The organism is Novosphingobium sp. 1529 (assembly GCF_040544855.1).
In the GTDB taxonomy this organism is placed as follows: Bacteria; Pseudomonadota; Alphaproteobacteria; order Sphingomonadales; family Sphingomonadaceae; genus Novosphingobium; species Novosphingobium capsulatum.
In genome coordinates this window covers 1-23316 of the sequence record NZ_JBEPKW010000016.1, presented here as the reverse complement: position 1 = coordinate 23316, position 23316 = coordinate 1, and the positions used below count along the sequence as shown (strand labels likewise).

Below are 23316 nucleotides of genomic sequence, written 5' to 3'. Positions count from 1 at the left end.
GGATCGCACCGCCTAGCTCTGCAATTACAGATCCTGAGCCTAATACCGCAAAGCTGATATCGGTTATGCCACGTGGTATGGGGCTTTTGCGTAGCTCGTGACCACGGCGGCGGATGGTGGCGAACCGCTACCCCCAATGTTGCTGCGCGCGAGGGGGGCATCAGGCGGGATGCCTGATCAATGGCATGATCCCGCAGCTCTTCGGGTGAAAACACCAGCCGGGCTTGGCCCGAGCATTGCTGAGGATGTCCACGGCCGCCCCCAAGCTAGCGAGACGCCACGCATGTCCGGGTTTTGTTTGGGGGCGATTATCCTGCCCGCGCTGTCGTCGATCACCACCAGCTGCCAAACTTACGCCGTATCTATTGCCAGCTGGGGCATAGCCGGTGTTGCGCTTTCGACCAGGTCAGTCGCGTGGGTCACGCGATAGGCCAGATCAAGGAACTCCTAGGTCACCGAATACCGATCACCCTTGCGCGATTTGCGCAAGTTCCCCATTTTTTTCATGACAACGCCGATGCGAAAAATCTAGCCAACGGATCTGCCCAGTTGCACCGCGATTTCACCGATCAACGCGCCATCGGAGCGGTTGGCGACAAGCTCCGGCATCTCGAAAGCCTTCTCCACTGCGGGCGCGGATTAACTCGCTTTGGGACCTGTTCGCATCAATGCTTCGCCTTTCCCGGTTCGGGGCGGATTTGCATTATATGAGATATGGCGGCAGTCAAACGGCGGTTCCTTCACTCCACGATCTCTGCCCCATAGCCCGGCAGATCGAGGTGCCCGGTGTAGCGTTGCTTGCTGATCGCGCCGGTCTTGGAACCCGCGATGGGCACGGAGATCGGGGCGGGCGTGGTGTTGACGTAGAGCGTGCGCCCATCGACCTCACGCGCGACGACGCCTTCGGGCGTTTCCGGGCCGCGCGCGATGCCAAGCTGGGCATAGAGCGAGCGGACCAGCGGGCCGAGCAGAGCCGCCTGCGGCGCGGTGGCAAGATAGATCGCGCGGCCCTTGCCAAAGCGGTTGACGGTGATTGCGGGGCTGCGCTTGAGGGTGTTTTCGAACGTCGCCAGCGTTTGCGCGGTAGAGGGCTCGAGGACTTCATAGTAGTCGTCGGTGCCGGTCAGCGCCTGCCCGGCGAACGAGACCTTGAGCGGCTGTGGCGCGCGATAGAATTCGTTGGTGCGCAGGCCGAACACATCGGTCAAACCGCCGGGGAGGGGCGTTTCGAACCACTTGGCCGTGCTGTCCACTTTCGCGGAATAGCCGGTCATAATCACGGTGCCGCCATTGGCAACATACTTGCGGATCGCGTCTGACGTGGCCTGGTCCATGACATAGGCGCTGGAGAGCACCACCAGCTTGTACTTGTCGATGGCATCGTGGCCGATGTCGATCACTGCCGTGTCGATATTGTCGCGGTAGAACGGTTCGAAGCCGGCCTTCACCTGTTCCTGGTATTTGCCCTTGAAGTATTCCTGCATGGTGTTGGGCCCCTCGGGTGGCGAGGTCAGCCAGTTGGTGTCGAAGGAATAGTGCAGGGCCACTTGCGGTGTATGATAGCGCGGGAAGCCGAGCGCCTTAATCGCCTTGAATTCACGGGCGATCGTGGCGAATTCGTCCACTTTCCACGATGGCCGCCCATCGTGATCGACCAGGCCGAAAAGCGCCTGCTCTTCCCCGCCGCTGTGCGAATTGAATGTCCAGGCCAAGAATGTCTGTGAATAATAGATCAGCCCGAAATAGGCCCACATGCGCGAACGGCCGGGCGTACCGTAGAAACCGCCACCGCCGGCGGTGAATTCGTTGAACCACACCGGGGTGGTGTGGCCCGCCTTGTTCATCATCACCTCGAACGCCGCGCCCACCGGTTCGCCGGGATAGAACCCTTGCGCGCCATATGTGGAAATGCCTTCCCAGGCGCGCAGATAGTCGAAGCCCTTGCCCCAGGCGGTCGGCCAGAAGTTCGATGCCACGGGCAGGTTGGGGGCAAACTGCTTGCGCACGGCTTCCAATTCGCGCAGCGCGCCCACCGTGTCATCCGACCAATAGCGGTGCAGGTCGAGATAGCGTTCGTTGGGGCCGGGGCCGTGGAGATAGGGCACGTCGACCTGATCCCAGCTGTTGATCCGGCGCGACCAGCGCTGGGTTGCCCAGGCCTTGTTCAAGGCTTCGATGCTGCCGTACTTGCGCTGGAGCCAGGAGATGAAGCGCTGCCGGTCGGCCTCCGAAAACGACATTTGGCCGTTGCCGATCTCGTTGGTGTAACCCAGCGCGATGACCGCCGGATTATGGGCATAGCGCTGCATGATCCTTTCAGCCATGCGGCGCATCAGGCGGCGGTAATCGGGATCGCTGATATTGTCCCAATAGCGCGTGGCCGGATGCAGCCGGGCGCCTTCCTGGTTGACCAGGTCCACCCCCGGATAGGCCTTGTGCAGCCAGATCGGTGCGGGTTGGCCGGGGATATCGACAATCACCTTGATGCCGGCCTTGTGCATTTGCGCGATGACATCATCGAACCATTCGAAGTTGAAGCGGCCTTCTTCCGGTTCGAACGAGTCCCACGACAGGTCGCCCATGCGCACCATGTTGAAACCGGCCGCCTTCATGATCGCGATGTCCTGCTTGATCTGCGCGGGCGATCGATCGATCGGCTGGTAGCACGTGCCGACAAACAGATCGCCGGCGCCGGGCCAATCAGGATGCCCTTGTGCGCTTTGCGCGGCGGCCGGTGGCGGCACGGCGATGGCGGGCAGGGCGATGGCCAGGCCCAGGGTGGCAGCCGTGCGGGCGGCGCGGACGAAAGCGGTGGAGCGGCGAGGCATGGGTCCAATGATCCTTGGCAAAACGCGATGAATTCAGGCGAAGGTGATTTCGAAGACGGTGGCCTGGCGGGTGGGGCTGGCGGCGGGCAGATCGATTACCAGCGCCTGGTCGGTCTGCCGGAACGAAGCCCGGCCGCCATGGCCCAACATGCGCACGCGCCGAACCTGGCGGCGTTCGTGGGGATTGCCCTGCGCCAGCGCGGCAATGGCCACCGGGCCGGTCGCTTCGGTCATGGTCAGCGCGTAAAGCGTTTCTCCCCGCGTGGTGAAACGGATGTCCTGGGCGGTATAGTCGCCGCTTTCCTTGAACATGCCCGAGGCGGTTTCGGTGGGCCCTTCGCCAAAGACGTGCCAGGGCCGCGTGCCGTGGATCGCAACGGCGTTGATCTTCATCCAGGCGGCCAGATCGGCCAGCAGTTGGTCTGACTGCGGCGGCAGGCTGCCATCGGCATATTGCACCACATTGAGCAGCATGTTGCCATTCTTGCTGACGATATCGGCCAGCATGGCGATGATCTGCCGGGCCGTCTTGTAATCGGAATTTTCGGCGAAAAACCAGTCGCCGTTCGAGGTGTCCGTCTGCCAGGGCAGCGGATGGATGCCGTTCATCACGCCGCGTTCCACATCCTGCACGCAGGCTTCCTTGTGGAACTCGCCCGAGCCGGAATCCTTGCAGGTATAGACTGCGTCGAGCCGCCCACGGCGCGCGATGCTGGTGTTGTAAAGATGCGCGACAAGTGAGCGTCCGATCTCGCCGAACGGCAGGCCGCCGTCGGAATAGAGCAGGTCGATCTCGTAATTGTCGACCAGGTTGCGCAACCGGCGCAGCCACATGCGGTGATAGGCCGTCTTCTGCGTGTACCAGCTTTCCGGCGTGTTGCGGAACGGCTCGTCATGGTTGCCATGATAGAGGTCGGCATAGGCCGGATCGGCCCCGTCATAGGCCACGCCCAGCTTGGGCCAGAACTGGTCGTAAAGGCCGTTGGGGTGCCACCAGGTATAGCTTGCGCCCAAGTGTTCCGAAACGCCGAACTTGAGGCCGCGGCGGCGGGCGGCGCGCTGCCATTCGCCCACGATGTCGCGCCGTGGCCCCATCGCGACCGCGTTCCAGCGGTGATGGGTGGACTTCCACAGGTCGAAATTGTCGTGATGCACGCCCATCGACACGAAATACTTCGCGCCGGCGGCGGCATAGCGATCCATCAGCGCTTCGGGATCGAAACGCTCGGCCTTCCACAGCGGAATGATATCCTTGTAGCCGGATTCCGCAGGGTGCCCATAGGTCTTGCAGTGATGGTCATAGTGCGGATGGCCCGGCACATACATGAAGCGGGCATACCAATCGCCTTGTCGGGGCACGGCCTGGACGCCCCAGTGCGACCAGATGCCGAACTTGGCGTCGCGGAACCAGTCCGGCGTCTGATAGGTCTTGAGCGACGCCACGCTGGAATCGAAACGCCCCTCGGCAATCGGGGGAAGGCCGGGCTCGGGGGCAGCGTCCTGCAGGCCGGCGCTTTGGCCCAGCGCGGTGGCATTCACACCGGCGGCGCCAAGGCCGAGCGTAGTTGCCACGGATACCCGCAGCAGATCGCGCTTGGTAATCGTGTCCATTTTCACCTCGCCTGGCGCGCGACGGCAAAAGGTACGAAAGCCTGCCTCCGTGCTTGCTTGATTATCATATTTGTAAATGAATCTTTGAATTCATATATTTCTGCCGAGCGAATCGACAAACTGCCATATTTGCAGGCATGCTTGAGATAGCGCTAACATAGTGCGCCAGCTTTTGACAGTGCCAAGCGTCCGCAAACTTAGGCGAGGAAAGGTCATGAAGCACCAAAGGAGTTGGTCGCCGCAGTAGACTTGGTGTTGCTGAGACGAACCACGGCATGGCCGGCGGGTGGCTCGGCAGCTGATGCCGCCCCGCCGGCGCCTCGGCTCGAGACCCGCAACGGCTGTTTCGCGCCGATTGTTGATGGCCCTGTTCTTTATGCGGTGCGTCCAAGCCCACAACGCGGCAATGACCGGGCTAGCTCGAAACCATCTGGCCACTTGTCGACCGGCTGGTTTCAGTGGCATTCCTCCGACGACGGCGTCATTTTGACTTCTCGCGGGCTAGGGCTTCGCGCGCGCGGACGAAGCCGCGATCGCTGTCTAGAAACGTGGACAAGATTGCTGGAATTAACTCGACGACGGGTTCCTCGCGGCCATAGGTGTCGGCGTAGATCCGGGCATAATCGGTAAGCGCGACGTGCAGGTCGGGCATGACCATGACCGTCAGCTTGATCGGCGTGCGATCGGGTATGCGGGCCAGCTTGAGTTCGGGCATCGAAGGCCTCCTATGGCTTCCAGGGAGCCAGGATCAGATCGCGATGCACGACAAGCCGCACGGGCGCGCCGGGCCGTATCGTGATCGTGGGTTGGATTTTTAGATTGCGGGATGTGATCTGATCGCCAGCACGGGATACGTTCTGCTGCGTCGATTCCCGGATTGCCTGGACAAGGTCGCTTTCGCCGGTGAAGGTCAGGTTCGGCCCTACGCCGAGCATGGTCGAGATTGCCACACCCTTGAGCAGCGACCACGTATGGCGATCGACCTTGTCCGCCAGGCCAGCATAGCCGGCCGGATCGGTGGCGGGCACGTTGTCGATCCGGATTGAACTGCCATCAGGCATGACGATCCGCTGCCAGACGATCAGCGCGCGGCTCTGCCCGAAGGCCACCACCGAATCGTAGCTGCCGATCAGACGCGCGCCTTGCGGAATGAGCAGGATCTGCCCCGTGGCGCTGTCGTAGGTGTTTTCGGTAACCTGCGCGGTGACCAGCCCCGGCAAGTCGGAGCGCAGGCCGGTAATCAGGCTCGCCGCAATCACGCTGCCCGCCGACAGGGTATATGGTGATGGTGGTGGCGTCAGGACATGAGGATTGACGTCGCCGCGCGGATCGAGGTTGCCGACGAAGGCTTCCTTGCGTCCCTGCGCATTGGGATCGGTTGCAGGATCGAGCGTCAGTTGGGATTGACTGGCCTGCGCGCTCTCTGCGGCCGATACGCTTGGCGCCGGTGCTTGGGTCGCGGTCGCGGCCTGCCGGTTCTGCACCAGCAGACCGGACTCGCGCGCTGCCTTCACCTCGGCGAGCTGGCGCTCACGCTCAGCCGCTTCGGCCTGCTGGCGCTGCTGATCGCTCGGGTCGATCGCGGTCGCAAGCTGCTGCTGGCGATCGAGGATCGGCTTGCCAAGGTCGCCAGGCAGGGGCGGCCCGAGCCGTGGCACATCGCCGTAGCTTGCCGGCAATCCGTTCAACGTGTCGCTGGTAGGACGCTGATTGGGCTGTGAGAGATCCTCCTGCCCTGCGGCACCGTGGAACAGGCGCGGCTTCAGCGCCAGCCAGGTCACCGTCACGAGGCTGATCGATCCTGCGGCCGCGATGGCAATGATGACGCTGCGCTTGAACCGGATCGCGCGCGGCGGTCGCGCACGCAGCGCCAGGCTCTCGGGGTCAAGCTTGGCGGGCGGTGTCGCGGCTGCTTCGGTCACGACGGCCTCCGCGGGTGGCTTGCTTCACCGGTCCGGCTGATCCGCACCACGTCCTGGTGCTTGAGTCCAAGGCGCAGCTCCGCCGCATCGAAGAGCCGGTCGACGACGTAGTAGCGCCCCTGCACGCGGTAGTTGACCAGCTCGGCCTTGCCCTTGGCATCGACCAGGAACAAGGGCGGCGCCTCGCTTTGGCCGAGACTGGCCGGGAACTCGATGAACGTCTGGCGCCCGTCATCGAACGCGCGCAGCGGTCGCCAAGTCGGCGTGTCGCCGGAGATGGTGTAGTCGAAGTGCAACTGGTCGACGGCAAGCCCAGTCGCCACCGGCTGCGCCGCGCGCACGGTTTCAGCAGCCGCCTTGAGCGCGATGAGCGTGTCCTGCGGATAGGTCCACGAGAGCGCCGCCATGGCCGTGTGTGCGGTGCTGGTCAGCGCCAGATGATAGGTCCGCCGATCGGTGGTGATGATGACATTGGTGGCGAGCCCGGCCGTGAATGGCTTGACCAGCACATGGGTACGCCTGGCCTCGCCCGAACCGCTGCCACTCCCTCCGGACGTGGTATCGCCGATCACCCAGCGTACGGTGTCGCCCGCCGCCACCGCCACCAACGCTTCCCCGGGCTGGAGCGCGATGTCGGTCACTTGCCCGGGCGCGGTCAGCACATGGTAGATCACGCCGTCGCTGTAGGGAAAGACCTGCACGGCATTGAGATAGCTGCCGGTCGCCGGTTCGAGTGTCGCGGCGTGATTGGCGGCCCGGACACGCCGTTCGGCTGGGGAAGGGGAGATAGGACGGCGACGCGGCACTCGCGTGGCAGCCTTTGGTGGCGGATTGACAGGTCCGCTCGGCGGCTTCGCGACAACGGCCGATGGCGCCGCTGCCTTGGCAGGCAATGACGGAGCGGTCGACGTGGTCTGGGGGGCAGCGGGAGCAGCGACGGCCAGTGCCGTCACCGCGAGAAAAGCGGTTTTCATGGCAGGGTCTCCTGATTGGGGGCGGCACCGAGATTGGGATCGAGCGGCGAGCTGGTAGGGATGCTGGCCGGCGGCGGCAGCGCACCGCGCGCCGGCGTGACAGCCGTTGGTGGTGCTGGGGAAGAAGCAACCGGCTCGAGTTCGCGGCTCCAGTCGATGGCATCGACATAGATGCCCAATGGGTTCTTCCGCAGCGTATCGGCGCTGGTCGGCGGCACCATCTGGATGGTCAGGATCGCGGTCCAATGCGCCGTTCCTGCCTGGGCGCCGCGCTCATAGGCGGTCTCGACCCATTTGAGCTGGAACGATTTGTCCGAGGCCCTCACCACACTGGTGACCTGCACCGAGACGGTGCGCTCCCCGATATGAGCGAACGGATCGGCGGCGCGGGCGTAATCGCCGAGGAACAGGCTGCCGCGCTTGGTCGTGAAGTCATAAGCGGAAAGCCAGTCCTGCCGCATCAGCACCGGATCGAGCGAGACCGACCGCACATGCTCGATGAAGCGGGAGAGGAACCAGGCAACTTGGCTGTCGGTCGGCCGGTAGTCCTTGTCGGCGGGCTGGACGGCGCGCGCTTCGCCCAGCTTGTCGACCTCGACCACATAAGGCACGACACGGCTTTGCAGCGATTGCCACAGCAGGCCGCCCGAAAGTGCTGTGGCGAGGCCAAGGCAACCAAAAGCCATCAGCCGCCAGTTGCGGGCTTGAACACGGGCTGAGCCGATGCGTTCGTCCCAAAGCTGTCCGGCCCGCTGATAGGGCGTCTCTGGCTCGGGGGTATGGCCGTATCGCTGCACAGCGCGCCTGAACAATGATGAATTCGCGAGCATGGGGTCAGTCCTCTCTTTCCTTGATGTCGGGGATTGCGCCGTGTCCGCCACGATCGCCCGATTGCACGGCGTGCAGGGCGGTCTGGCGGTGGTGGCGGGCACTCTGCTGGGTTTGCATCGCGCGCGCCCATCCGGGCATCGACGATGAACCATCCTCAGATTCCGAAGTGGTGGATGCCTTCTGCCCGGTCATGGCATTGAACGCGGCCCGGCGACCGGACTCGGCCGCTTCGCCAAGACCGAGTGCGGCCGACAAGCGCGACCGCGCGGCGCCGGTTGCGGCGCTGGCCATGCCGCCGATTCCGGCGCCGACGCTGGATGAGCCGGCGCCCTGCTGCCCGAGCGTGTAGGCGGTCGAGGCTGCCGATCCCATCGCGGTGCCGGCCCGCACGGCGCCGAGGCCGGCGGCAGCCAGGCCGCGCGCAGCACCGGCCACCCCGGCGCCGCCAAGGTAGAGGGCTCCGCCCGCGCCAAGCACGGTGCCGAATGCAGCGCCTGCCCCCAGCTGCGGCGCGCCCGCGACCAGGCCCGAGGCGATACTGGGACCGAAAATGCCGAGTCCGAGAAGAGCCAGGCTCGCCAGCACCAGGCTCATGGCCTGGCCGATGTCGGGTTCCTGGCCCTGGAGCGCGGTGGTGAACTGGGTGAAGTAGTTGGAGCCGATACCGACGATGACGGCGAGCACCATGACCTTGATGCCCGACGACACGACATTGCCCAGCACGCGCTCGGCGAGGAAGCTGGTGCGGCTCCATAGCGCGAAGGGCACCAGGATGAACCCGGCGAGGGACGTCAGCTTGAACTCGAGGATCGTGACGAACATCTGCACGGCGAGGATGAAGAAGGCGAGGATCACGATCACCCACGCGACCAGGAGCACCACGATGGTCAGGAAGTTGTCGAAGAAAGTCGTGAAGCCGAGATACTGGTTGATTTGTTGCAGCAGTGGCCAGGCGGCCGAGAAGCCGGTCCCGGCCAGGCGGCCGGGCTTGAGCAGATCGGCGGCCGTGATCGTTCCGCCGCCCGCCGTCACGCCAGCCTGGGCGAACGAGCGGAAGATGATGTCGGACAGCGTGGCGAAGCTGTTGATGATGAACGCGAAGGCGCCGATGTAGAGGATCTTGCGGATCAGGCGGCCCAGCACATTGTCCTCGCCGCCTAGCGCCCAGAACAGCCCGGCGAGCGTGACATCGAGCGCGATCAGTGTGCGCGTCAGAAAGCTGACATCGCCGCCGAGCAGGCCGAACCCGCTGTCGATGTAGCGGATGAAAGCCGCCATGAAATGGTCGATGATGTTGAGGTCGCCCATGGGGCTTTGCATCCTGATGCTGGGTTCGAAGGATGCCGCAGGGCCCGGTTCTGGGGAGCGGGAACCGGACCCAGCGGCGACGGCGGCGAGAGAGGCGTGGGGAATCGCCGCCGTCCTGGCCGGCTGCGCCTAGTGCGGCGTGTAGGCGCTGCCGGAGCCGAGGAACTTTGCCGACGCGCTCTGGGCATCGCTTCGCGACTGGGCCTGGTTTGCCCGTGCGATCGCCTCGGCGCGGTATTGCGCGGCCATCAGCGTCTGGATCTGGAATTGCTGCTTGGCGACAAGCGCGAGGAGCTGGTTGGTCGCCTGGCTGGCCTGCAGCGCCCCTTCGGCACTCTGGCTCCGCGCGGCGATGCCAGCGAGCGCCGCCTGATCGGTGGCGATATTCTCGACGACCTGCGCCTGCACGGCCATGGTTTGCTCGAAGGCCGCGCGAGCCGTGTCCATCCGCGTCCGGGCGCTTTGCACCTGCTGGCTGGTGGACAGGCTTGGCGCGACGCTGTCGGGGTAGAGCGAGCGGAACTGCTGGTCGAGGCTGGCGACCTTGAACTGGATACCCTGCGCCTGGCCCATCAACTGGTCGATCTGGCGCATGGTCTGCTGGAGCGCCTGCAACTCGGGAAAGCGGATCGTCGACAGGTTCTTCGCCTGGTTGGTGAGGCTCTGCGCCTGGTTCTGCAGCATGCGGATCTGGTTGTTGATCTGCTCGAGCGTGCGCGCGGCGGTGAGGATATTCTGGCCGTAGTTCGCGGGATCGAACACGGTCCATTGCGCCCGGGCGGGCTCGCTCGGTGCGAGCGAGGCAAGGGCGAGCGCGCCGGTGACGGCGCAGCCGAGTGCGCTGGCGATGAGTGGCTTCTTGAAAGAGAGCAGTCTGGTCATGGTCATTCTCCAGGGGCGGGAGGTTGGGAGGCGCGGGATGGCGCGGCGTCGGGAAACGCGCCGGTCAGGTCGGCGGCCCAGCCGAGATCGGCGGCGCGCAGGAAGTGGCCGGCGAAGCCTTCCGTGCCGTGCTCGGCGAGAAGGTCGTCGATGCGCTTCTGGCTGGCGGGATCGGACGCACCGCAGAGCGCCAGCGCGATCGGGCCCAGGCCCAGTTCGAACAGGCGATTGCCGCGCGCCGATTGCAGATAATAATGCCGCTTGGGGGTGGCCCGACTGACCAGCTCGATCTGCCGGTCGTTGAGCCCGAACCGCTCGTAAGCGGCGCGCGACTGGGGTTCGATCGCCCGGTCGTTGGGCAGCAAGATCCGTTGCGGGCAGCTTTCGATGATCGCCGGCGCGATGTTGCTGTCGGCGATATCGGCCAGGCTCTGCGTCGCGAAGAGCACCGCGACGTTCTTCTTGCGCAGCGTCTTGAGCCATTCGCGGATGCGCGCGGCGAAGAGTGGATGGTCGAGGAAGACCCAGGCCTCGTCGAGTATCAGCAAGGTGGGGCGGCCGTCGAAGCGTTCCTCGAGCCGGTGGAAGAGGTAGGTCAGCACCGGAGCGACTACCCCGGATTGCCCCATCAGTGCTTCGGTCTCGAAGCACTGGACATCGGCTAGCGCGAGGGTCTGCTCGGCCGCATCGAGCAGCGCGCCGTACGGCCCCTCCAGCGTGTAGGGTTGCAGCGCGATGCGCAGGGCATTCGACTGGAGGAGAAGCGCAAGACCCGTCATGGTCCGTTCCTCGCGCGGCGCTGAGGCGAGGCTCCCCAACGCTGTCCATAGGGCGTCCTTCACCGCCGGATCGACGGCGATCCGCTCGTGCGCGAGCAGGGCGGCGATCCACTCCGCTGCCCAGCTGCGTTCAGCCATTTCGTCGATGCCGGCGAGCGGCTGGAAGGCGAGTGCCTGACCGTCAGCCTCCATGGTACCGAGCGCATGATGCACCCCGCCCATCGCCAGCACGGCCGCTCGGGCCGAATTGCCCTTGTCGAAAATGTAGACTTGCGCACGCGGGTAGCGCCGGAACTGGAGCGCGATCAGGCTCAGCAGCACCGACTTGCCGGCGCCGGTCGGCCCCACCACCATCATATGGCCAACGTCGCCGACATGGGTCGAGAGGCGGAACGGCGTCGCGCCGACGGTCTTGGCCATCAATAGCGGTGGGCCGGCAAGGTGCCGGTTGGCGTCCGGTCCGGCCCAGACCGCCGAGAGCGGCATGAGGTGGGCCAGGTTCAAGGTATGGACGAGAGGCTGGCGCACGTTCGCATAGACTTGCCCGGGTAGCGACGAGAGCCACGCTTCGACTGCGTTCAGCCCCTCGCGAACGCAGGTGAAGCCAAGGCCGTTGACGATGCGTTCGACCCTGCGAACTTTCTCCTCGACCGCCCCGAGCTGTTCGTCCGTGACCGTGATGGTGGCGGTGAGATAGCCGAAGGCGACATGGTCGCCGCCGAGCGCCTGAAGTGCCGCGTCGGCATCGACCACCTTGTTGTCGGCGTCGCTGTCGAGCAGCTGCGCGGGGCTGTTGTAGAGCACCTCGCGCAGCAGTGCGGTGACCGACTTGCGCTTGTTGAACCATTGCCGGCGCAGGCTGGTCAGAGTCTTGGTGGCCAGCGTCTTGTCCAGCGCAATGAAGCGGGTGACCCAGCGATAGCCGAAGTCCTGGTGATTGAGCGCGTCGAGAATGCCGGGCCGGCTGAGGCTCGGAAAGCCGAGGATGGTTAGGGTCCGGACATGCAGGCTGCCCAGCCGCGGCGCAAGCCCGCCTACCAGCGGCGTGTCGGCGAGCAGACCGTCGAGGTACATCGGCGTCTCGGGCGCGCACACCGGATGGCGCCGATCCGAGATGGTGTCGTGCAGGAAGGTCAGCGTGGCGTCATCGTCCAGGGGGCGGACCTCGGCCATGAACCCTGACAGCAGGTCGAGCAGGCGATCGCTTTCGGCGATGAATTGCGCGAGCGCGCCTCGCCAGTCGCGCCCTTTGTCGGCATCGGGATGCTCGACGAGCGAGCGCCCGGCGTTGTCCTGCGCATCGCCCGGCGGTAGCCAGGTCAGGGTGAGGTGGTAGCGGCTCTCGAAATGCGCGCCTTCGGCCTGGAAGGCGGCGCGGCGTTCCGCGTCCACCAACCAGCTCGCGGGATCAGGGAAGTCGCTGTCGGGATAGGCGTGGCTCTCGCGGCGTTCGGCCTCGAAGAACAGCGCCCAGCCGCTGCCCAGGCGCTTGAGGGCATTGTTGGCCCGCGCGCAGGCCGAGACCAGCTCGGCCTCCGTCGCCGATTCCAGATCGGGTCCGCGGAAGGCAAGGACGCGCAGGAAGCTGCCATCCTTGTTGAGGATGACGCCAGGCGCGACCAGGGCCGCCCATGGCAGGTGGTCGGCGAGGCGATCGGCACGGGCGCGATATTCCCGCAGGCTCAGCATGCCAGATATCCCTTCTGGGCAAGATGACGCAGGAGGACCGGGGCGAAGCTGGGGTCGCGGCGCGCGGCCACCACCGCGACGCTGTGCCCGACCGCCCAGAGCGCGAGACCGGCGATCCACTGCTGGAGACCCAGCCCGACCGCGGCCGCCAGTGTGCCATTGACGATCGCGATGCCGCGCGGTGCGCCGCCGAGCAGCAACGGACTGCACAGCGCGCCGTGGATCGGCACGTCGAAGCCCGCGACGTGCTGGGCGGTGGGGGCGCTCGGGGCCATCACGAGATCAGCGCCCCGCCGCCGAAGCTGAAGAACGAGAGGAAAAAGCTGGATGCCGCGAACGCGATCGAAAGCCCGAACACGATCTGGATGAGGCGACGAAATCCGCCGGCTGTCTCGCCGAAGGCAAGGGTGAGGCCCGTGACGATGATGATGATGACAGCCACGATCTTGGCCACCGGTCCCTGCACGGACTCGAGCACTTTCTGGAGCGGCTCTTCCCACGGCATGCCCGAGCCTGCGGCCTGGGCCTTGCTGGCAAGCGTCAGGGCAAGTGTGCCACACGCGACACGCAGGCCATGGGTGCGCATTGGGAAACGGGTCATGAACATTTCTCCTCGACTGGGGGGTGGATGAGATCGGTGAGTTCGTAGTGGCCGGTTTGCAGCGAGAGGCCGGTTACTTGCGCGACGGTCGCGACGCGGCGGTCGATGCCGCGCCCGGCGATGAACACGACGACATCGATTGCCTCGGCAATGAGGGCGCGCGGCACCGTGATCACCGCCTCCTGGCAGAGCTGTTCCAGGCGGGTGAGCGCACCCGCCGCGCTGTTGGCGTGGATCGTCGCCACGCCGCCGGGATGGCCGGTGTTCCAGGCCTTGAGCATATCGAGCGCCTCAGGACCGCGGACTTCGCCCACGATGATCCGGTCGGGGCGCAGGCGCAGCGTCGATCGCACCAGGTCGGTCATCGTGACATGCGGCGGGCGGGTGCGCAGCGCGACCGTATCAGGTAGCGGGCACTGGAGCTCGCGGGTGTCCTCGATCAGGATGACACGGGCATCGCCGCTCGCATTCCCGGGCGCCATCTCGGCGAGAAGCGCATTGGCCAGCGTGGTCTTGCCCGAGCTGGTGCCGCCAGCGACGAGGATGTTGTGGCGCGCGCTGACCGCTGTGCGCAGCACGCCGGCCACCGTCTCGCTCATCAAGCCGTCCGCGACATAGTCGCCGAGCGTATGGAGGCGCTGTGCGGGTTTGCGGATCGAAAAGCAGGGCGCACGCGATACCGGCGGTAGCACACCTTCGAAGCGTTCGCCGGCCCGCCCCTCGGCATGGGGGGGAAGCTCGGCGGAGACGATCGGCCAGGCGGCGTGGACCTCAGCCCGGGCATGGCTGGCAACGAGGCGGACGATGCGCTCGACCTGTTCGCATGGCAGGTGCCTGCCGGTCTGCGTGCGGCCCTCGCCAAGCCGGTCAAGGCGCAAGGCGCCGTCCGGATTGACCATGATCTCCACCACAGCAGGGTCGGCCATGGCCCGCGCGATGTCGGCGCCGAGCGCCGTGATGAGCATGCGCCTGCGGCGCTGCGCAGACAGGCTTTCGGTCATGGCTGGCCCTCCGACATCGGCGCAAGTGTTCGGCGGCCAAGGGCCACCTGGCGGCTGACCTGTTGCACGAAGGCTTCGAAGCGCTTGGCAGCCAAGGCCCGGCCGGCCTGATCGGTTTCGGCCAGTGGCGCCTGGATGGAGAGCTCGAAGCGGATGAACAGGGCGAGTGTCTCGAGGATCACATGGATGTCGCGCTCACTCCGACCCAGGGCCTGGCTCATCCGGTCCAGCCGGATCGCGAAGTGGTCCTCCAGTTCGGAGGTGTCGCGGCGATCGAGCCAGGCGGTGACGGCATCGGCGAGGATCGCGGACTTGGATGCACCGGGCCTCGCGGCGAGCGCTTCGAGCCGGGCGCTCAGCGGCGCCGGCAGGAACAACTGGTGGCGGACTCGCGCTGCCATGGTCAGAAATCCAGCTGCAGGTCATCGGTGCGGGCGCTGCCGGCATCGAGCGCGTAGACCGCGCGTGCGGCACTTATCGCCTGCACACGATCCATGACCCTGCGCTCGGCAGCACTGTCGTCATCGTCATCGCCCAGGCCGAGCGGATCGACCGGCTCTGGCGCGATCGGCGGCGCCGGCTCGATCTCGGGCGCGGGATGGCGCGCTTGTTCCGGGCCGCCGTCTACGGCGGGGACGGGCGCATCGGTCGCGACCGCGAGGCGAACGTCGGCACCGCGCACTTGGCCTGCCCAGGGGTTGCCGCGTGCGGGCGGAAGATCCCGATAGCCAGCGTCGTCGAGCAGTGGCGCGGCCATGACCCGCTCGGCAAACGCCTGGTCCTCGTAATAGCGCAGCTTCCTGGCGCGGATCGGCGGAGAGCCTGCTACCAGCACCAGTTCGTCGGCCGGGCTGAGCTGCATGACTTCGCCGGGCGTCAGCAGGGCGCGCGCCGTTTCCTGGCGGCTGACCATGACATGGGCAAGCCAGGGTGCGAGGCGATGGCCGGCATAGTTGCGCATGGCCCGCTGTTCGGTGGCCGTCCCCAGCGCGTCGGAAATGCGCTTGGCCGTGCGCTCGTCATTGCTCGCAAAGGCGATGCGGACATGGCAATTGTCGAGAATGGCGTTGTGCTCGCCATAGGCCTTCTCGATCTGGTTGAGGCTTTGGGCGATCAGAAATGCCCGGACGCCATAGCCGGCAAGAAAGGCCAGGCTGGTTTCGAAGAAGTCGAGCCGGCCCAGCGCGGGAAACTCGTCGAGCATCATCAGCAGGCGATGCCGGTTGGCCGCGCCAGGGGTCTCCGGCTGGCCCGCCTGCAGCTTCTCCGTCAGGCGGCGGCCGATCTGGTTGAGGATCAGGCGGATGAGCGGCTTGGTGCGGCTGATGTCGGAAGGGGGCACGACGAGGTAGAGCGAGACCGGATGCGGCGCTTCGGCGAGATCGGCGATCCGCCAGTCGCTGGCGCTGGTGACAGCGGCGACAGTCGGATCGCGATAGAGGCCAAGGAACGACATGGCTGTCGACAGCACGCCGGAGCGCTCGTTCTCGCTCTTGTTGAGCAGTTCGCGCGCTGCCGAAGCGACCACGGGGTGGACCGCCGGTGCTTCGTCGCTGCCGAGATGATTGGTGGTCATCATGCGGCGCAGGGTTGCGGTGAACGGGCGTTGCGGATCGGACAGGAACGTCGCGACGCGTGCCAGCGTCTTCTCTTCCTCGGCATAGAGGACGTGCAGGATGGCACCGACCAGCAGGGCGTGGCTGGTCTTGTCCCAATGGCTGCGGCGTTCGAGTGCGCCTTCCGGGTCGACCAGGATATCCGCGATATTCTGGACATCGCGCACTTCATCGGGGCCGCGCCGCACTTCGAGCAGGGGGTTGTATCGCGCCGAGCGCGCGTCGGTCGGGTTGAAGAGGAGGCAATGCGAGAAGCGCGACCGCCACCCGGCGGTAAGCGCCCAGTTCTCGCCCTTGATGTCGTGGACGATGACCGAGCCGGTCCAGGACAGCAGGGTCGGCACGACCAGGCCGACACCCTTGCCCGAGCGGGTGGGCGCGAAGGCCATGACATGCTCGGGACCATCGTGCCGCAGGTACTGGTTGCCGACGCGGCCAATGGCGACGCCTCGGGTGCCCAGCAACCCTGCCTTGGCGATGTCCTGGGGGGTCGCCCAGCGGGCCGAGCCATAAGTGGTGACGTTGCCGGACTGGCGCGCGCGCCAGACCGAACCGAACACCGCCGCGCCGCAGCCCAGGAACCCGCCCATGGCCGCGATGGCCCCCGCCTTGTCGAAGATCGTCGGCGCGTAAGCGTCGAAGGAAAACCACCACGGGAAGATCGACCAGGGACGGTAGATCGGCGTGCCGAGCAGCGCGAACCAGGGACGTCCCAGCTCGGGTTGGTAGGCCAGCTGGGCGGCTGCCCACTGCGTGGCTGCCCACATGCTCGCGACGACGATCGCGAAAACGATGAAGATCTGACCGATGAGCAGTTTGGTCGGGGTCATGCCTGCCTCCGACCGCACCCGAAGTTGCAAGGGAGCGGTCACGGGCCAGGATCACACAGGCCCGCTCCTGACATCAGATACTGGCGGCGGTCCCGCGCCATCGCGCCGATGTCGCGCGTGACCGGAATGGGGTGGCGGGGCGGGCTGGACCGCTGCGACGGCATGGACCGCGACCTGCCGCGAGACTGCCACGTCTTGCGTGCCGGATGGGTTTGCGTATCATGCGCGGCGGAGGCGCTGATCGCCGGCACCCGCCTCCCTCCTGATTTGCCAGGCATCACCACACCCGTCCCTGTGGTCGGGTGGCAGGGGTCGCTTCCGAAGACCTCGCGCGTCGCTCGCTATCGCCAACTCCGGATTGTCCCGGAGCACGATGACTGCTGGCCCGTCGAGGTCGTGCGTTTCCATGCCAATGCGACATGCTCGGGCGCTTGCCGGCGAACGCCGTATCGCCGCGCGGGCCGCTGAGCCGAATCCCGATGCTGCCCCGGATGACGCGCAGGGGGGCAATGCCGCCAGGATCGAGGGGCTTTACCGCACCGAAGCGCCGCGCCTCGCCCGTTTCTTCCGGCGCCGCCTTGGCGAGCCTGACGACGCGCCCGATCTCGTCCAGGAGGCCTTCGCGCGCCTCACCGCCTTCATGGCCCGCGAAGGGCTGGCCCATCCCGCGCCCTATCTGCAGCGCATCGCGCGCAACCTGTTGTTCGAGCGCAGCCGGCGCCGTGCGCGCCGAATGGCGACAGCCCATATGGCCATCGACGAGGCTGGCGACATCGCCGTGCCCGCCGCCCAGGAGGACGCGCTTGCCCACGCCGATGTCATGGCGCGCTACGCGGCGGCGGTGCAGAGCCTCCCCGCGCGAACCCGCGCGGCATTCCTGCTTCACCGAGTCGACGAGCTGACCTATCGCGAAATCGCCGAGCGGCTCGGCATCAGCATTCCGACCGTCCAGTATCATGTCGGACGGGCGTTGGCCCACATCTCCACGGCTCTCGAAACCGAATGACCCAGATCGATCGACTGCGGATGCGCGAACTGCGCGAGGATGCGGCCATGTGGTTCGCGCTTATGCGCGGGCCCGAAGCCGAAGCGCAGCGGGCGCATTTCGACGCCTGGCTGCAAGCCGATCCGGCGCATCGCCAAGCCTACAATCATGTCAGCGAAGTGTTCAGTCTCGGCAAGGGGCTCAAGCTGGCTGCCGCCGCGCCGGATGCCGGTCCATCCGCCCAGAGGGCCATGCCGGCGATACTCGGGCGCCTCGTCGGCAGTCCGGTGGTCGTGCTGCTGCTTCTCGCCGTCGCCGTGCCCGTGCTGATCGCGCTCACCACGACGGCCATGCGCGCCATGGGGCCGCGCCATCCGTTGATCGTGACAAGCGGCCTGGGCCGGCAAGGCGAGGAGACAACCAGCCTGGTCACTGCGCACGGCGACGTGCGGGCGTTCCGCCTCGCCGACGGGTCGCGCCTGATCCTCGATGCCGACAGTCGGGTGCAGGTCGCGCTGTCGGCGCGGCAGCGCGACCTGGCTCTGCTGCGCGGGCGCGCGCGCTTCTTCGTCGCCCACGAACAGCGCCCCTTCGTCGTGACCGCTGGCGGCGGTACGATCCTGGCCCGCGGCACGATCTTCGACGTCGCCCTGCGCGGCGCGGGCGGGGCCAGTGTCGATCTCATCGAAGGCGTGGTCGACGTCCGCCAGCCGCCCGCCCGTGGCGTTCCGCCGACTTCCTCCCAAGGCGGCAGCGGCGCGGTAACGCGGCTGAGCGCGGGTCATGGTCTCGCCATTGGCGGGGCTGGTCAGGCGGCGCTGCCAACGGCGCGGCCACTGGCCCGCACCGATTGGCCCAGCGCGTTGCGCGACTTCACGGACGTGCCCTTGCGCGAGCTCATCGCGGAAGCCAATCGCTACGCCGACCGGCCCCTGGGCCTGGCCGATCCCGCGCTGGGCGATCTGCGCGTGTCGGGCACGTTCCGCATCCGCGAGCCGGCCCGCCTTGCCGGAAACCTCGCTGCGCTGCTCGATCTTGCGCTCGTGGACAGCCCTTCCGGCCTTGTCCTGGCCCGCCGCTGCAGCCCCGACGTAAAAAATTCCTGCCCGCCCTCATAAATTCCGTTGGGACGGCATGGATACCCCTGAACGGCCCGCAACGAGGCCATGGGGGTATCCATGAAACACAACAAATCGAATGCATTCTTGCTCGCCGCGAGCCTGTGGGCGCTGGCCGTTCCGGCTGCGGCCCAGGAAGCACGCCAGGACCTGCACTTGCCCGCCCAGAGTCTCGGGGATGCCTTGCGCGCCCTGGGCAACGCAACCGGGCGCGAGATCATCTTCACCCCCGCTGTCGTCGCCGGCAAGTCGGCCATGCCGATCGATGGCACTTATACGGTCCGCGAGGCGGTCGACCTGCTGCTGGCGGGCAGCGGCCTGGTCGCACTGGAGCGTGACGGGAGTGTCCTCGTCGTGGGGCGATCGCCGGCAGCGCAAGGCGGTGCGGACAACGCGGCGGACACCGGCGCGATCGTGGTGACCGGCTCGCGCATCCGCGGCGCACCGCCAGCCTCGCCGGTCATAACCCTGAGCAGCCGCGACATCGTCCGGGCGGGGCAGACCGATCTCGGTGAAGCGGTCCGCACGCTGCCGCAGAGCTTTGCCGGCGGCCAGAACCCGGGCGTCGCGCCCGGTGCGCCGGGCAGCAACAACAACCAGAATTCGGCATCGAGCATCAACTTGCGCGGGCTCGGACCGGATGCAACGCTGACGCTGCTCAATGGCCACCGCCTTGCCTATGGCTCCTTCACCCAGGCGATCGACGTCAATGCGATACCGCTGGCGGCCGTCGAGCGCATCGAGATCGTGGCTGATGGCGCTTCGGCGGTCTATGGCTCGGACGCGGTCGGCGGCGTGGCCAACATCATCCTGCGCAAGGACTACGACGGCGTTTCGACCACCGCACGGCTCGGCGGCGCCACCGATGGCGGCGACACGCAGCAGCAGTATAGCCTCGTTGCGGGAACCACCTGGAACGGTGGCGGCCTCATCGCGACGTACGATTTCGAGAAGGATACCGCGATCACCGCGCGGCAGCGCAGTTTTACCCAGTATATGCCGGGCAACACCACGTTGCTGCCGGGCCTTACCCGGCACAGCGGGGTGCTGAGCCTCCACCAGGAGCTGGCGCCGCGTCTGACGTTCAGCGTCGACGGGCTCTACAACTGGCGGCGCTCGGCCACGGTCCTGCAGGTCCCTGGCAGTTCGCGCTATACGACCGAGCCGACCAACCAGTCTTTCGCGATCGCGCCCTCGCTGACGTTCGCGGCGACCCCATCGCTGGCCTTTGCCCTGAGCGGCGTCTATGGCCAGGACCACACCGACACCAGGCAGTTCACCATCACGGCGGACGGTGCGGTCAGCGCCTATCCCTATTGTTACTGCAATTCGGTGAAGTCGCTCGAGGCGAGCGCGCAAGGCGACCTTGTCGATCTCCCCGCGGGCGCGATCCGGTTTGCCGCCGGCGCGGGCTATCGCGACAATGGCTATCTCAACCGGTCGGTCAGCTTGCCCGCGCCGATCGATGCCCATCAGGACAGCTATTATGGGTTCGGCGAAATCTACGTCCCGCTGGTGGCACCAGGACAGGGGATCGCCGCTATCCACCGCCTGTCGCTGACCGGTGCCCTGCGCTACGAGAGGTATCCTGGGATCGATTCGGTTCTAACGCCGAAGCTGGGCGCGATCTACGCGCCGAGCCCGGATATCGATTTCAAGGCATCCTGGGGCAAGTCGTTCAAGGCGGCGACACTCTACCAGCAATACCAGCCGCAATATGCCTTTCTCTATGCCGCGACGACACTGGGTGGCACGGGCTACCCGGCCGATGCGACGGTGCTGCTGGTCAATGGCGGCAATCGCGCGCTCAAGCCCGAGCGCGCCACGTCCTGGTCGGCGACCGCGACCGTGCATCCGCGCGCTGTGCCCAGGCTGCAGGTGGAAGGCAGCTATTTCGAGATATCCTATCGCGATCGGGTCGCGCAGCCGTTCCAGGGCACCGATTTCTATACCGCGTTGAGCGGGCAAACCCTCACGCGTTTCGTCGACCCCGACCCTTCTGCAGCCCAGCAGGCGGCGCTGATCGCCGCAGCGCCCGTGCCTCTCTTCAACTATTCGGGCCTTGCCTATGACCCCAACGCTGTTGTCGCCGCGGTCTACAACGCCTTCTTCAACGTCGCGCGCCAGAAGATCCGGGGTGTCGATCTCACCGCGCGGTACGAGGCCGATCTTGGCTCGGGCGATACGCTGCTGTTCAACGGTTCGGCGTCCTGGCTGCAGTCGCGGCAGCAACTCGATCCCTCGCTGCCGGTTACCGAGCTGGCCGGCACGATCTTCAATCCGCCGCACTGGCGGGGTCGCGCCGGTGCGACCTGGACACGCGGCGCCCTGAGCGCGTCGGCCTTCGCCAACTACACCGGCTCTGTCGAGGATACCCGCAGCAGCCCGGCAGTCCGCGTTGCCTCGCAGACGACCGTCGACCTTGCCCTGGTCTACCGCGCCTCCCCGCAAGGGCTGATCCCCGGCGTGGGTTTCGCGCTCGCGGTGCGCAATCTGTTCAACGACAAGCCGGCCTATGCGCGCGCCGTCGCGGACTATTATGTCAGTTACGATTCCACCAACCAGTCCGCGATCGGCCGCTTCGTCAGCCTTTCGCTGACCAAGGAGTGGTAAGCGATGGCCGATCACTCTCCTGCGGTTGCAGGATCGGGGCCGGTCGCCGAACCGGCCTTGAGACAGCGCGTGCGGGGCGCGTTACGCTGCGCGGTGGCTAGCCTTGCGCTTGGCCTGACGCTGGTCCCCGTCGCAGCCCTGGCCAACCAGACGCCCTGCGACCTGCTGCCACCCGCGTCGGCACCAGCGCCTCTCGCGGCGCAGCGTCCCATCACCGCGCTCGATCTCGTGCAACTGCGCGACTTCGGGGGCATGCAGTTCGATACGTATGCCGGCCCCCCGGCGGCCTTGTCGCCCGATGGCCGGCATATCGCGCTGCAGCTGCGCCGCGGCGATCCCGCAACCAATCGCTATTGCACCGGTATCCTGATCAAGGACACGGACACCGGTGAACCGGCGCGGCGGGTCGCCGATGGCGGTGCAATCATCAGGCTGTCCTTCGACAAGTATGGCTTTGCCGGGTTGGTTGTGGGGGCACCCGTGCCTTCGGTCCTGCGCTGGTCGCCCGATGGCCGCAGGCTCGCCTTCACCAAGGCGACCGGCGGCGTCATGCAGCTGTTCGTGATCAGGCCCGATGGCTCGGACGAGACGCAGTTGACGCGTTCGGGGGTATCGATCGACGATTTCCAATGGCTGCCTGGCGGCGACGCGATCGTCTATGCCAGCCGCAGCGCCCTGCTCGACGCGGAGCAGCGGATCGACGACGAGGGACTGCATGGCTGGCGCTACAATGGGCGCTTCTGGCCCCTGGCCGGAGGGCGCCCGCACCCGCCATCGACCACGCCCAGCCAGATCGCCGTGATCGCGCTGGCGGACCGCATGACGCACCCGGCAACAGACAGGGAGCGCCTTGTCCTCGAGCCGGCGGGCACTCCCGGCTGGCCGATCGGCGCCACCGACCTGCTGCCGATCGGCAGCACGTCCGATCGTGCCTGGTTGGCACCTGTCGATCGCGATGCGCTGTTCAAGCCGAATGTCCTGCATGTCATGGTCGAGGGGCATGAACGGCCTTGCCCGCAATCGCTTTGCACAGATGTGGTCGCGATGTGGAAACGCAACGCGCGCACGATCCTGTTCCTCAGGCGACAAGGCGTCGCCCGCAGCGAGATGGCGCTGTTGCGCTGGGATTTGAACAAAGGCGCCCCGCGTCTCCTGCACCAGACAACCGACCCTTGGCTCGGCTGCCAGCTGGGGCCGCGCGAACTGGTCTGCACGGCGGAAGGCGCCACCACGCCGCGCCATGTGATCGGCGTCGATCCGGACAGCGGTCATGTGCGCATGATCTACGATCCCAATCCCGAGTTCGCGGCGATCCGGTTGCTTCAGCCCGAGCGGCTGGTCTGGCGCAATGCCTTTGGCATCGACACCTTTGCCGACCTGGTCCTTCCGGCCGATTATCGTCCCGGCCATCCCGTGCCGCTCATCGTCGTGCAATATGACTCGCGCGGCTTCCTGCGCGGTGGGACCGCCGACGAGTTTCCCATTCAACTTTTCGCGGCGAGCGGATTCGCTGTGCTCAGTTTCAACCGGCCGCCGTGGTTTGCCCTTCGCGACAAGCCGCGCGACCTTTTCGGGTTTCTCCAGGCCAATCAGCGGGACTGGTCGGATCGCCGCAGCGTCCAGTCCTCGCTAGCCCGTCTTATTCATGAGGTCGCTGTTCCGGTCTGATCGGTTTTGATTGTTCGCTGGCGGCATGATGCAGTGGCGCGTCATCGACGGTGTTTTCAC

18 protein-coding genes are annotated in these 23316 nt (G+C 66.3%); 4 read left to right on the top strand and 14 right to left on the bottom strand.

What is annotated here, in order from left to right; translation table 11 throughout:
* Positions 1 to 740 precede the first annotated feature (740 nt).
* The 14 genes from ABIC78_RS19860 to ABIC78_RS19795 form a co-directional block, all read right to left on the bottom strand.
* Positions 741 to 2828 carry a beta-galactosidase gene (locus ABIC78_RS19860; RefSeq protein WP_354491576.1) on the bottom strand — a complete coding sequence of 696 codons (2088 nt, stop codon included), beginning with the start codon at positions 2826 to 2828 and terminating at the stop codon, positions 741 to 743.
* 33 nt (positions 2829 to 2861) lie between these two features.
* Positions 2862 to 4439, bottom strand: coding sequence for an alpha-L-fucosidase (locus ABIC78_RS19855; RefSeq protein WP_354491574.1), 1578 nt, complete (start codon positions 4437 to 4439; stop codon positions 2862 to 2864).
* Between the two features lie 481 nt (positions 4440 to 4920).
* Complete coding sequence (locus ABIC78_RS19850; RefSeq protein ID WP_354491572.1) at positions 4921 to 5154, bottom strand: DUF2274 domain-containing protein; 234 nt, start codon at positions 5152 to 5154, stop codon at positions 4921 to 4923.
* 10 nt (positions 5155 to 5164) lie between these two features.
* On the bottom strand, positions 5165 to 6361 hold the full coding sequence (locus ABIC78_RS19845; protein WP_354491570.1) for a TraB/TrbI/VirB10 family type IV secretion system protein: 1197 nt from the start codon (positions 6359 to 6361) through the stop codon (positions 5165 to 5167).
* Positions 6358 to 7335, bottom strand: coding sequence for a P-type conjugative transfer protein TrbG (gene trbG, locus ABIC78_RS19840; protein ID WP_354491568.1), 978 nt, complete (start codon positions 7333 to 7335; stop codon positions 6358 to 6360). Before trbG ends, ABIC78_RS19845 begins: the two co-directional genes overlap by 4 nt.
* Positions 7332 to 8165 (bottom strand): conjugal transfer protein TrbF, encoded by an 834-nt coding sequence (trbF, locus tag ABIC78_RS19835; RefSeq protein ID WP_354491566.1) that lies wholly within the window; start codon positions 8163 to 8165, stop codon positions 7332 to 7334. Before trbF ends, trbG begins: the two co-directional genes overlap by 4 nt.
* 4 nt (positions 8166 to 8169) lie before the next feature.
* Positions 8170 to 9474 (bottom strand): P-type conjugative transfer protein TrbL, encoded by a 1305-nt coding sequence (gene trbL, locus ABIC78_RS19830; RefSeq protein ID WP_354491564.1) that lies wholly within the window; start codon positions 9472 to 9474, stop codon positions 8170 to 8172.
* Positions 9475 to 9603: 129 nt separating this feature from the next.
* Positions 9604 to 10356, bottom strand: coding sequence for a P-type conjugative transfer protein TrbJ (gene trbJ, locus ABIC78_RS19825; protein ID WP_354491562.1), 753 nt, complete (start codon positions 10354 to 10356; stop codon positions 9604 to 9606).
* 2 nt (positions 10357 to 10358) lie between these two features.
* Positions 10359 to 12824, bottom strand: a complete 2466-nt coding sequence (gene trbE, locus ABIC78_RS19820) for a conjugal transfer protein TrbE (protein ID WP_354491560.1) — start codon at positions 12822 to 12824, stop codon at positions 10359 to 10361.
* The gene (locus tag ABIC78_RS19815; protein ID WP_354491558.1) at positions 12818 to 13099 is read right to left on the bottom strand and encodes a VirB3 family type IV secretion system protein; all 282 of its coding nucleotides are present in this window, start codon (positions 13097 to 13099) and stop codon (positions 12818 to 12820) included. Before ABIC78_RS19815 ends, trbE begins: the two co-directional genes overlap by 7 nt.
* The gene (locus ABIC78_RS19810; protein ID WP_354491614.1) at positions 13099 to 13410 is read right to left on the bottom strand and encodes a TrbC/VirB2 family type IV secretion system protein; all 312 of its coding nucleotides are present in this window, start codon (positions 13408 to 13410) and stop codon (positions 13099 to 13101) included. Before ABIC78_RS19810 ends, ABIC78_RS19815 begins: the two co-directional genes overlap by 1 nt.
* 11 nt (positions 13411 to 13421) lie before the next feature.
* A complete protein-coding gene (gene trbB, locus ABIC78_RS19805) occupies positions 13422 to 14426 on the bottom strand; it encodes a P-type conjugative transfer ATPase TrbB (RefSeq protein WP_354491556.1) in 1005 nt (334 codons plus the stop codon).
* Positions 14423 to 14827 carry a ribbon-helix-helix domain-containing protein gene (locus ABIC78_RS19800; RefSeq protein WP_354491554.1) on the bottom strand — a complete coding sequence of 135 codons (405 nt, stop codon included), beginning with the start codon at positions 14825 to 14827 and terminating at the stop codon, positions 14423 to 14425. The genes trbB and ABIC78_RS19800 overlap by 4 nt, the downstream gene beginning before the upstream one ends.
* 2 nt (positions 14828 to 14829) lie before the next feature.
* Positions 14830 to 16872 (bottom strand): conjugal transfer protein TraG, encoded by a 2043-nt coding sequence (locus tag ABIC78_RS19795; protein WP_354491552.1) that lies wholly within the window; start codon positions 16870 to 16872, stop codon positions 14830 to 14832.
* A 373-nt stretch (positions 16873 to 17245) separates the two neighbouring features.
* On the opposite strand from ABIC78_RS19795, the gene ABIC78_RS19790 reads away from it, so the two are divergent.
* From ABIC78_RS19790 to ABIC78_RS19775, 4 genes are read left to right on the top strand one after another with little or no spacing between them, the layout of a single operon-like run.
* The gene (locus ABIC78_RS19790) at positions 17246 to 17878 is read left to right on the top strand and encodes an RNA polymerase sigma factor (protein WP_354491550.1); all 633 of its coding nucleotides are present in this window, start codon (positions 17246 to 17248) and stop codon (positions 17876 to 17878) included.
* Complete coding sequence (locus tag ABIC78_RS19785; protein WP_354491548.1) at positions 17875 to 18975, top strand: FecR family protein; 1101 nt, start codon at positions 17875 to 17877, stop codon at positions 18973 to 18975. Before ABIC78_RS19790 ends, ABIC78_RS19785 begins: the two co-directional genes overlap by 4 nt.
* A gap of 60 nt (positions 18976 to 19035) precedes the next feature.
* Positions 19036 to 21588: a TonB-dependent receptor domain-containing protein gene (locus ABIC78_RS19780; protein WP_354491546.1), complete on the top strand. Its 2553-nt coding sequence runs from the start codon at positions 19036 to 19038 to the stop codon at positions 21586 to 21588.
* Positions 21589 to 21591: 3 nt separating this feature from the next.
* Positions 21592 to 23256, top strand: coding sequence for an Atxe2 family lasso peptide isopeptidase (locus ABIC78_RS19775; RefSeq protein WP_354491544.1), 1665 nt, complete (start codon positions 21592 to 21594; stop codon positions 23254 to 23256).
* Positions 23257 to 23316: the final 60 nt, after the last annotated feature.

Excerpts from the sequence above, each read along its gene's own strand:
- ABIC78_RS19795 (WP_354491552.1), bottom strand. The coding sequence starts at position 16,872 with ATGACCCCGACCAAACTGCTCATCGGTCAGATCTTCATCGTTTTCGCG.
- ABIC78_RS19860 (WP_354491576.1), bottom strand. The coding sequence starts at position 2,828 with ATGCCTCGCCGCTCCACCGCTTTCGTCCGCGCCGCCCGCACGGCTGCC.
- trbL (WP_354491564.1), bottom strand. The coding sequence starts at position 9,474 with ATGGGCGACCTCAACATCATCGACCATTTCATGGCGGCTTTCATCCGC.
- ABIC78_RS19775 (WP_354491544.1), top strand. The coding sequence starts at position 21,592 with ATGGCCGATCACTCTCCTGCGGTTGCAGGATCGGGGCCGGTCGCCGAA.
- ABIC78_RS19850 (WP_354491572.1), bottom strand. The coding sequence starts at position 5,154 with ATGCCCGAACTCAAGCTGGCCCGCATACCCGATCGCACGCCGATCAAG.
- trbB (WP_354491556.1), bottom strand. The coding sequence starts at position 14,426 with ATGACCGAAAGCCTGTCTGCGCAGCGCCGCAGGCGCATGCTCATCACG.
- ABIC78_RS19810 (WP_354491614.1), bottom strand. The coding sequence starts at position 13,410 with ATGCGCACCCATGGCCTGCGTGTCGCGTGTGGCACACTTGCCCTGACG.
- trbJ (WP_354491562.1), bottom strand. The coding sequence starts at position 10,356 with ATGACCAGACTGCTCTCTTTCAAGAAGCCACTCATCGCCAGCGCACTC.
- ABIC78_RS19815 (WP_354491558.1), bottom strand. The coding sequence starts at position 13,099 with ATGGCCCCGAGCGCCCCCACCGCCCAGCACGTCGCGGGCTTCGACGTG.
- ABIC78_RS19785 (WP_354491548.1), top strand. The coding sequence starts at position 17,875 with ATGACCCAGATCGATCGACTGCGGATGCGCGAACTGCGCGAGGATGCG.
- ABIC78_RS19780 (WP_354491546.1), top strand. The coding sequence starts at position 19,036 with ATGAAACACAACAAATCGAATGCATTCTTGCTCGCCGCGAGCCTGTGG.
- ABIC78_RS19790 (WP_354491550.1), top strand. The coding sequence starts at position 17,246 with ATGACTGCTGGCCCGTCGAGGTCGTGCGTTTCCATGCCAATGCGACAT.
- trbE (WP_354491560.1), bottom strand. The coding sequence starts at position 12,824 with ATGCTGAGCCTGCGGGAATATCGCGCCCGTGCCGATCGCCTCGCCGAC.
- ABIC78_RS19800 (WP_354491554.1), bottom strand. The coding sequence starts at position 14,827 with ATGGCAGCGCGAGTCCGCCACCAGTTGTTCCTGCCGGCGCCGCTGAGC.
- trbG (WP_354491568.1), bottom strand. The coding sequence starts at position 7,335 with ATGAAAACCGCTTTTCTCGCGGTGACGGCACTGGCCGTCGCTGCTCCC.
- trbF (WP_354491566.1), bottom strand. The coding sequence starts at position 8,165 with ATGCTCGCGAATTCATCATTGTTCAGGCGCGCTGTGCAGCGATACGGC.
- ABIC78_RS19855 (WP_354491574.1), bottom strand. The coding sequence starts at position 4,439 with ATGGACACGATTACCAAGCGCGATCTGCTGCGGGTATCCGTGGCAACT.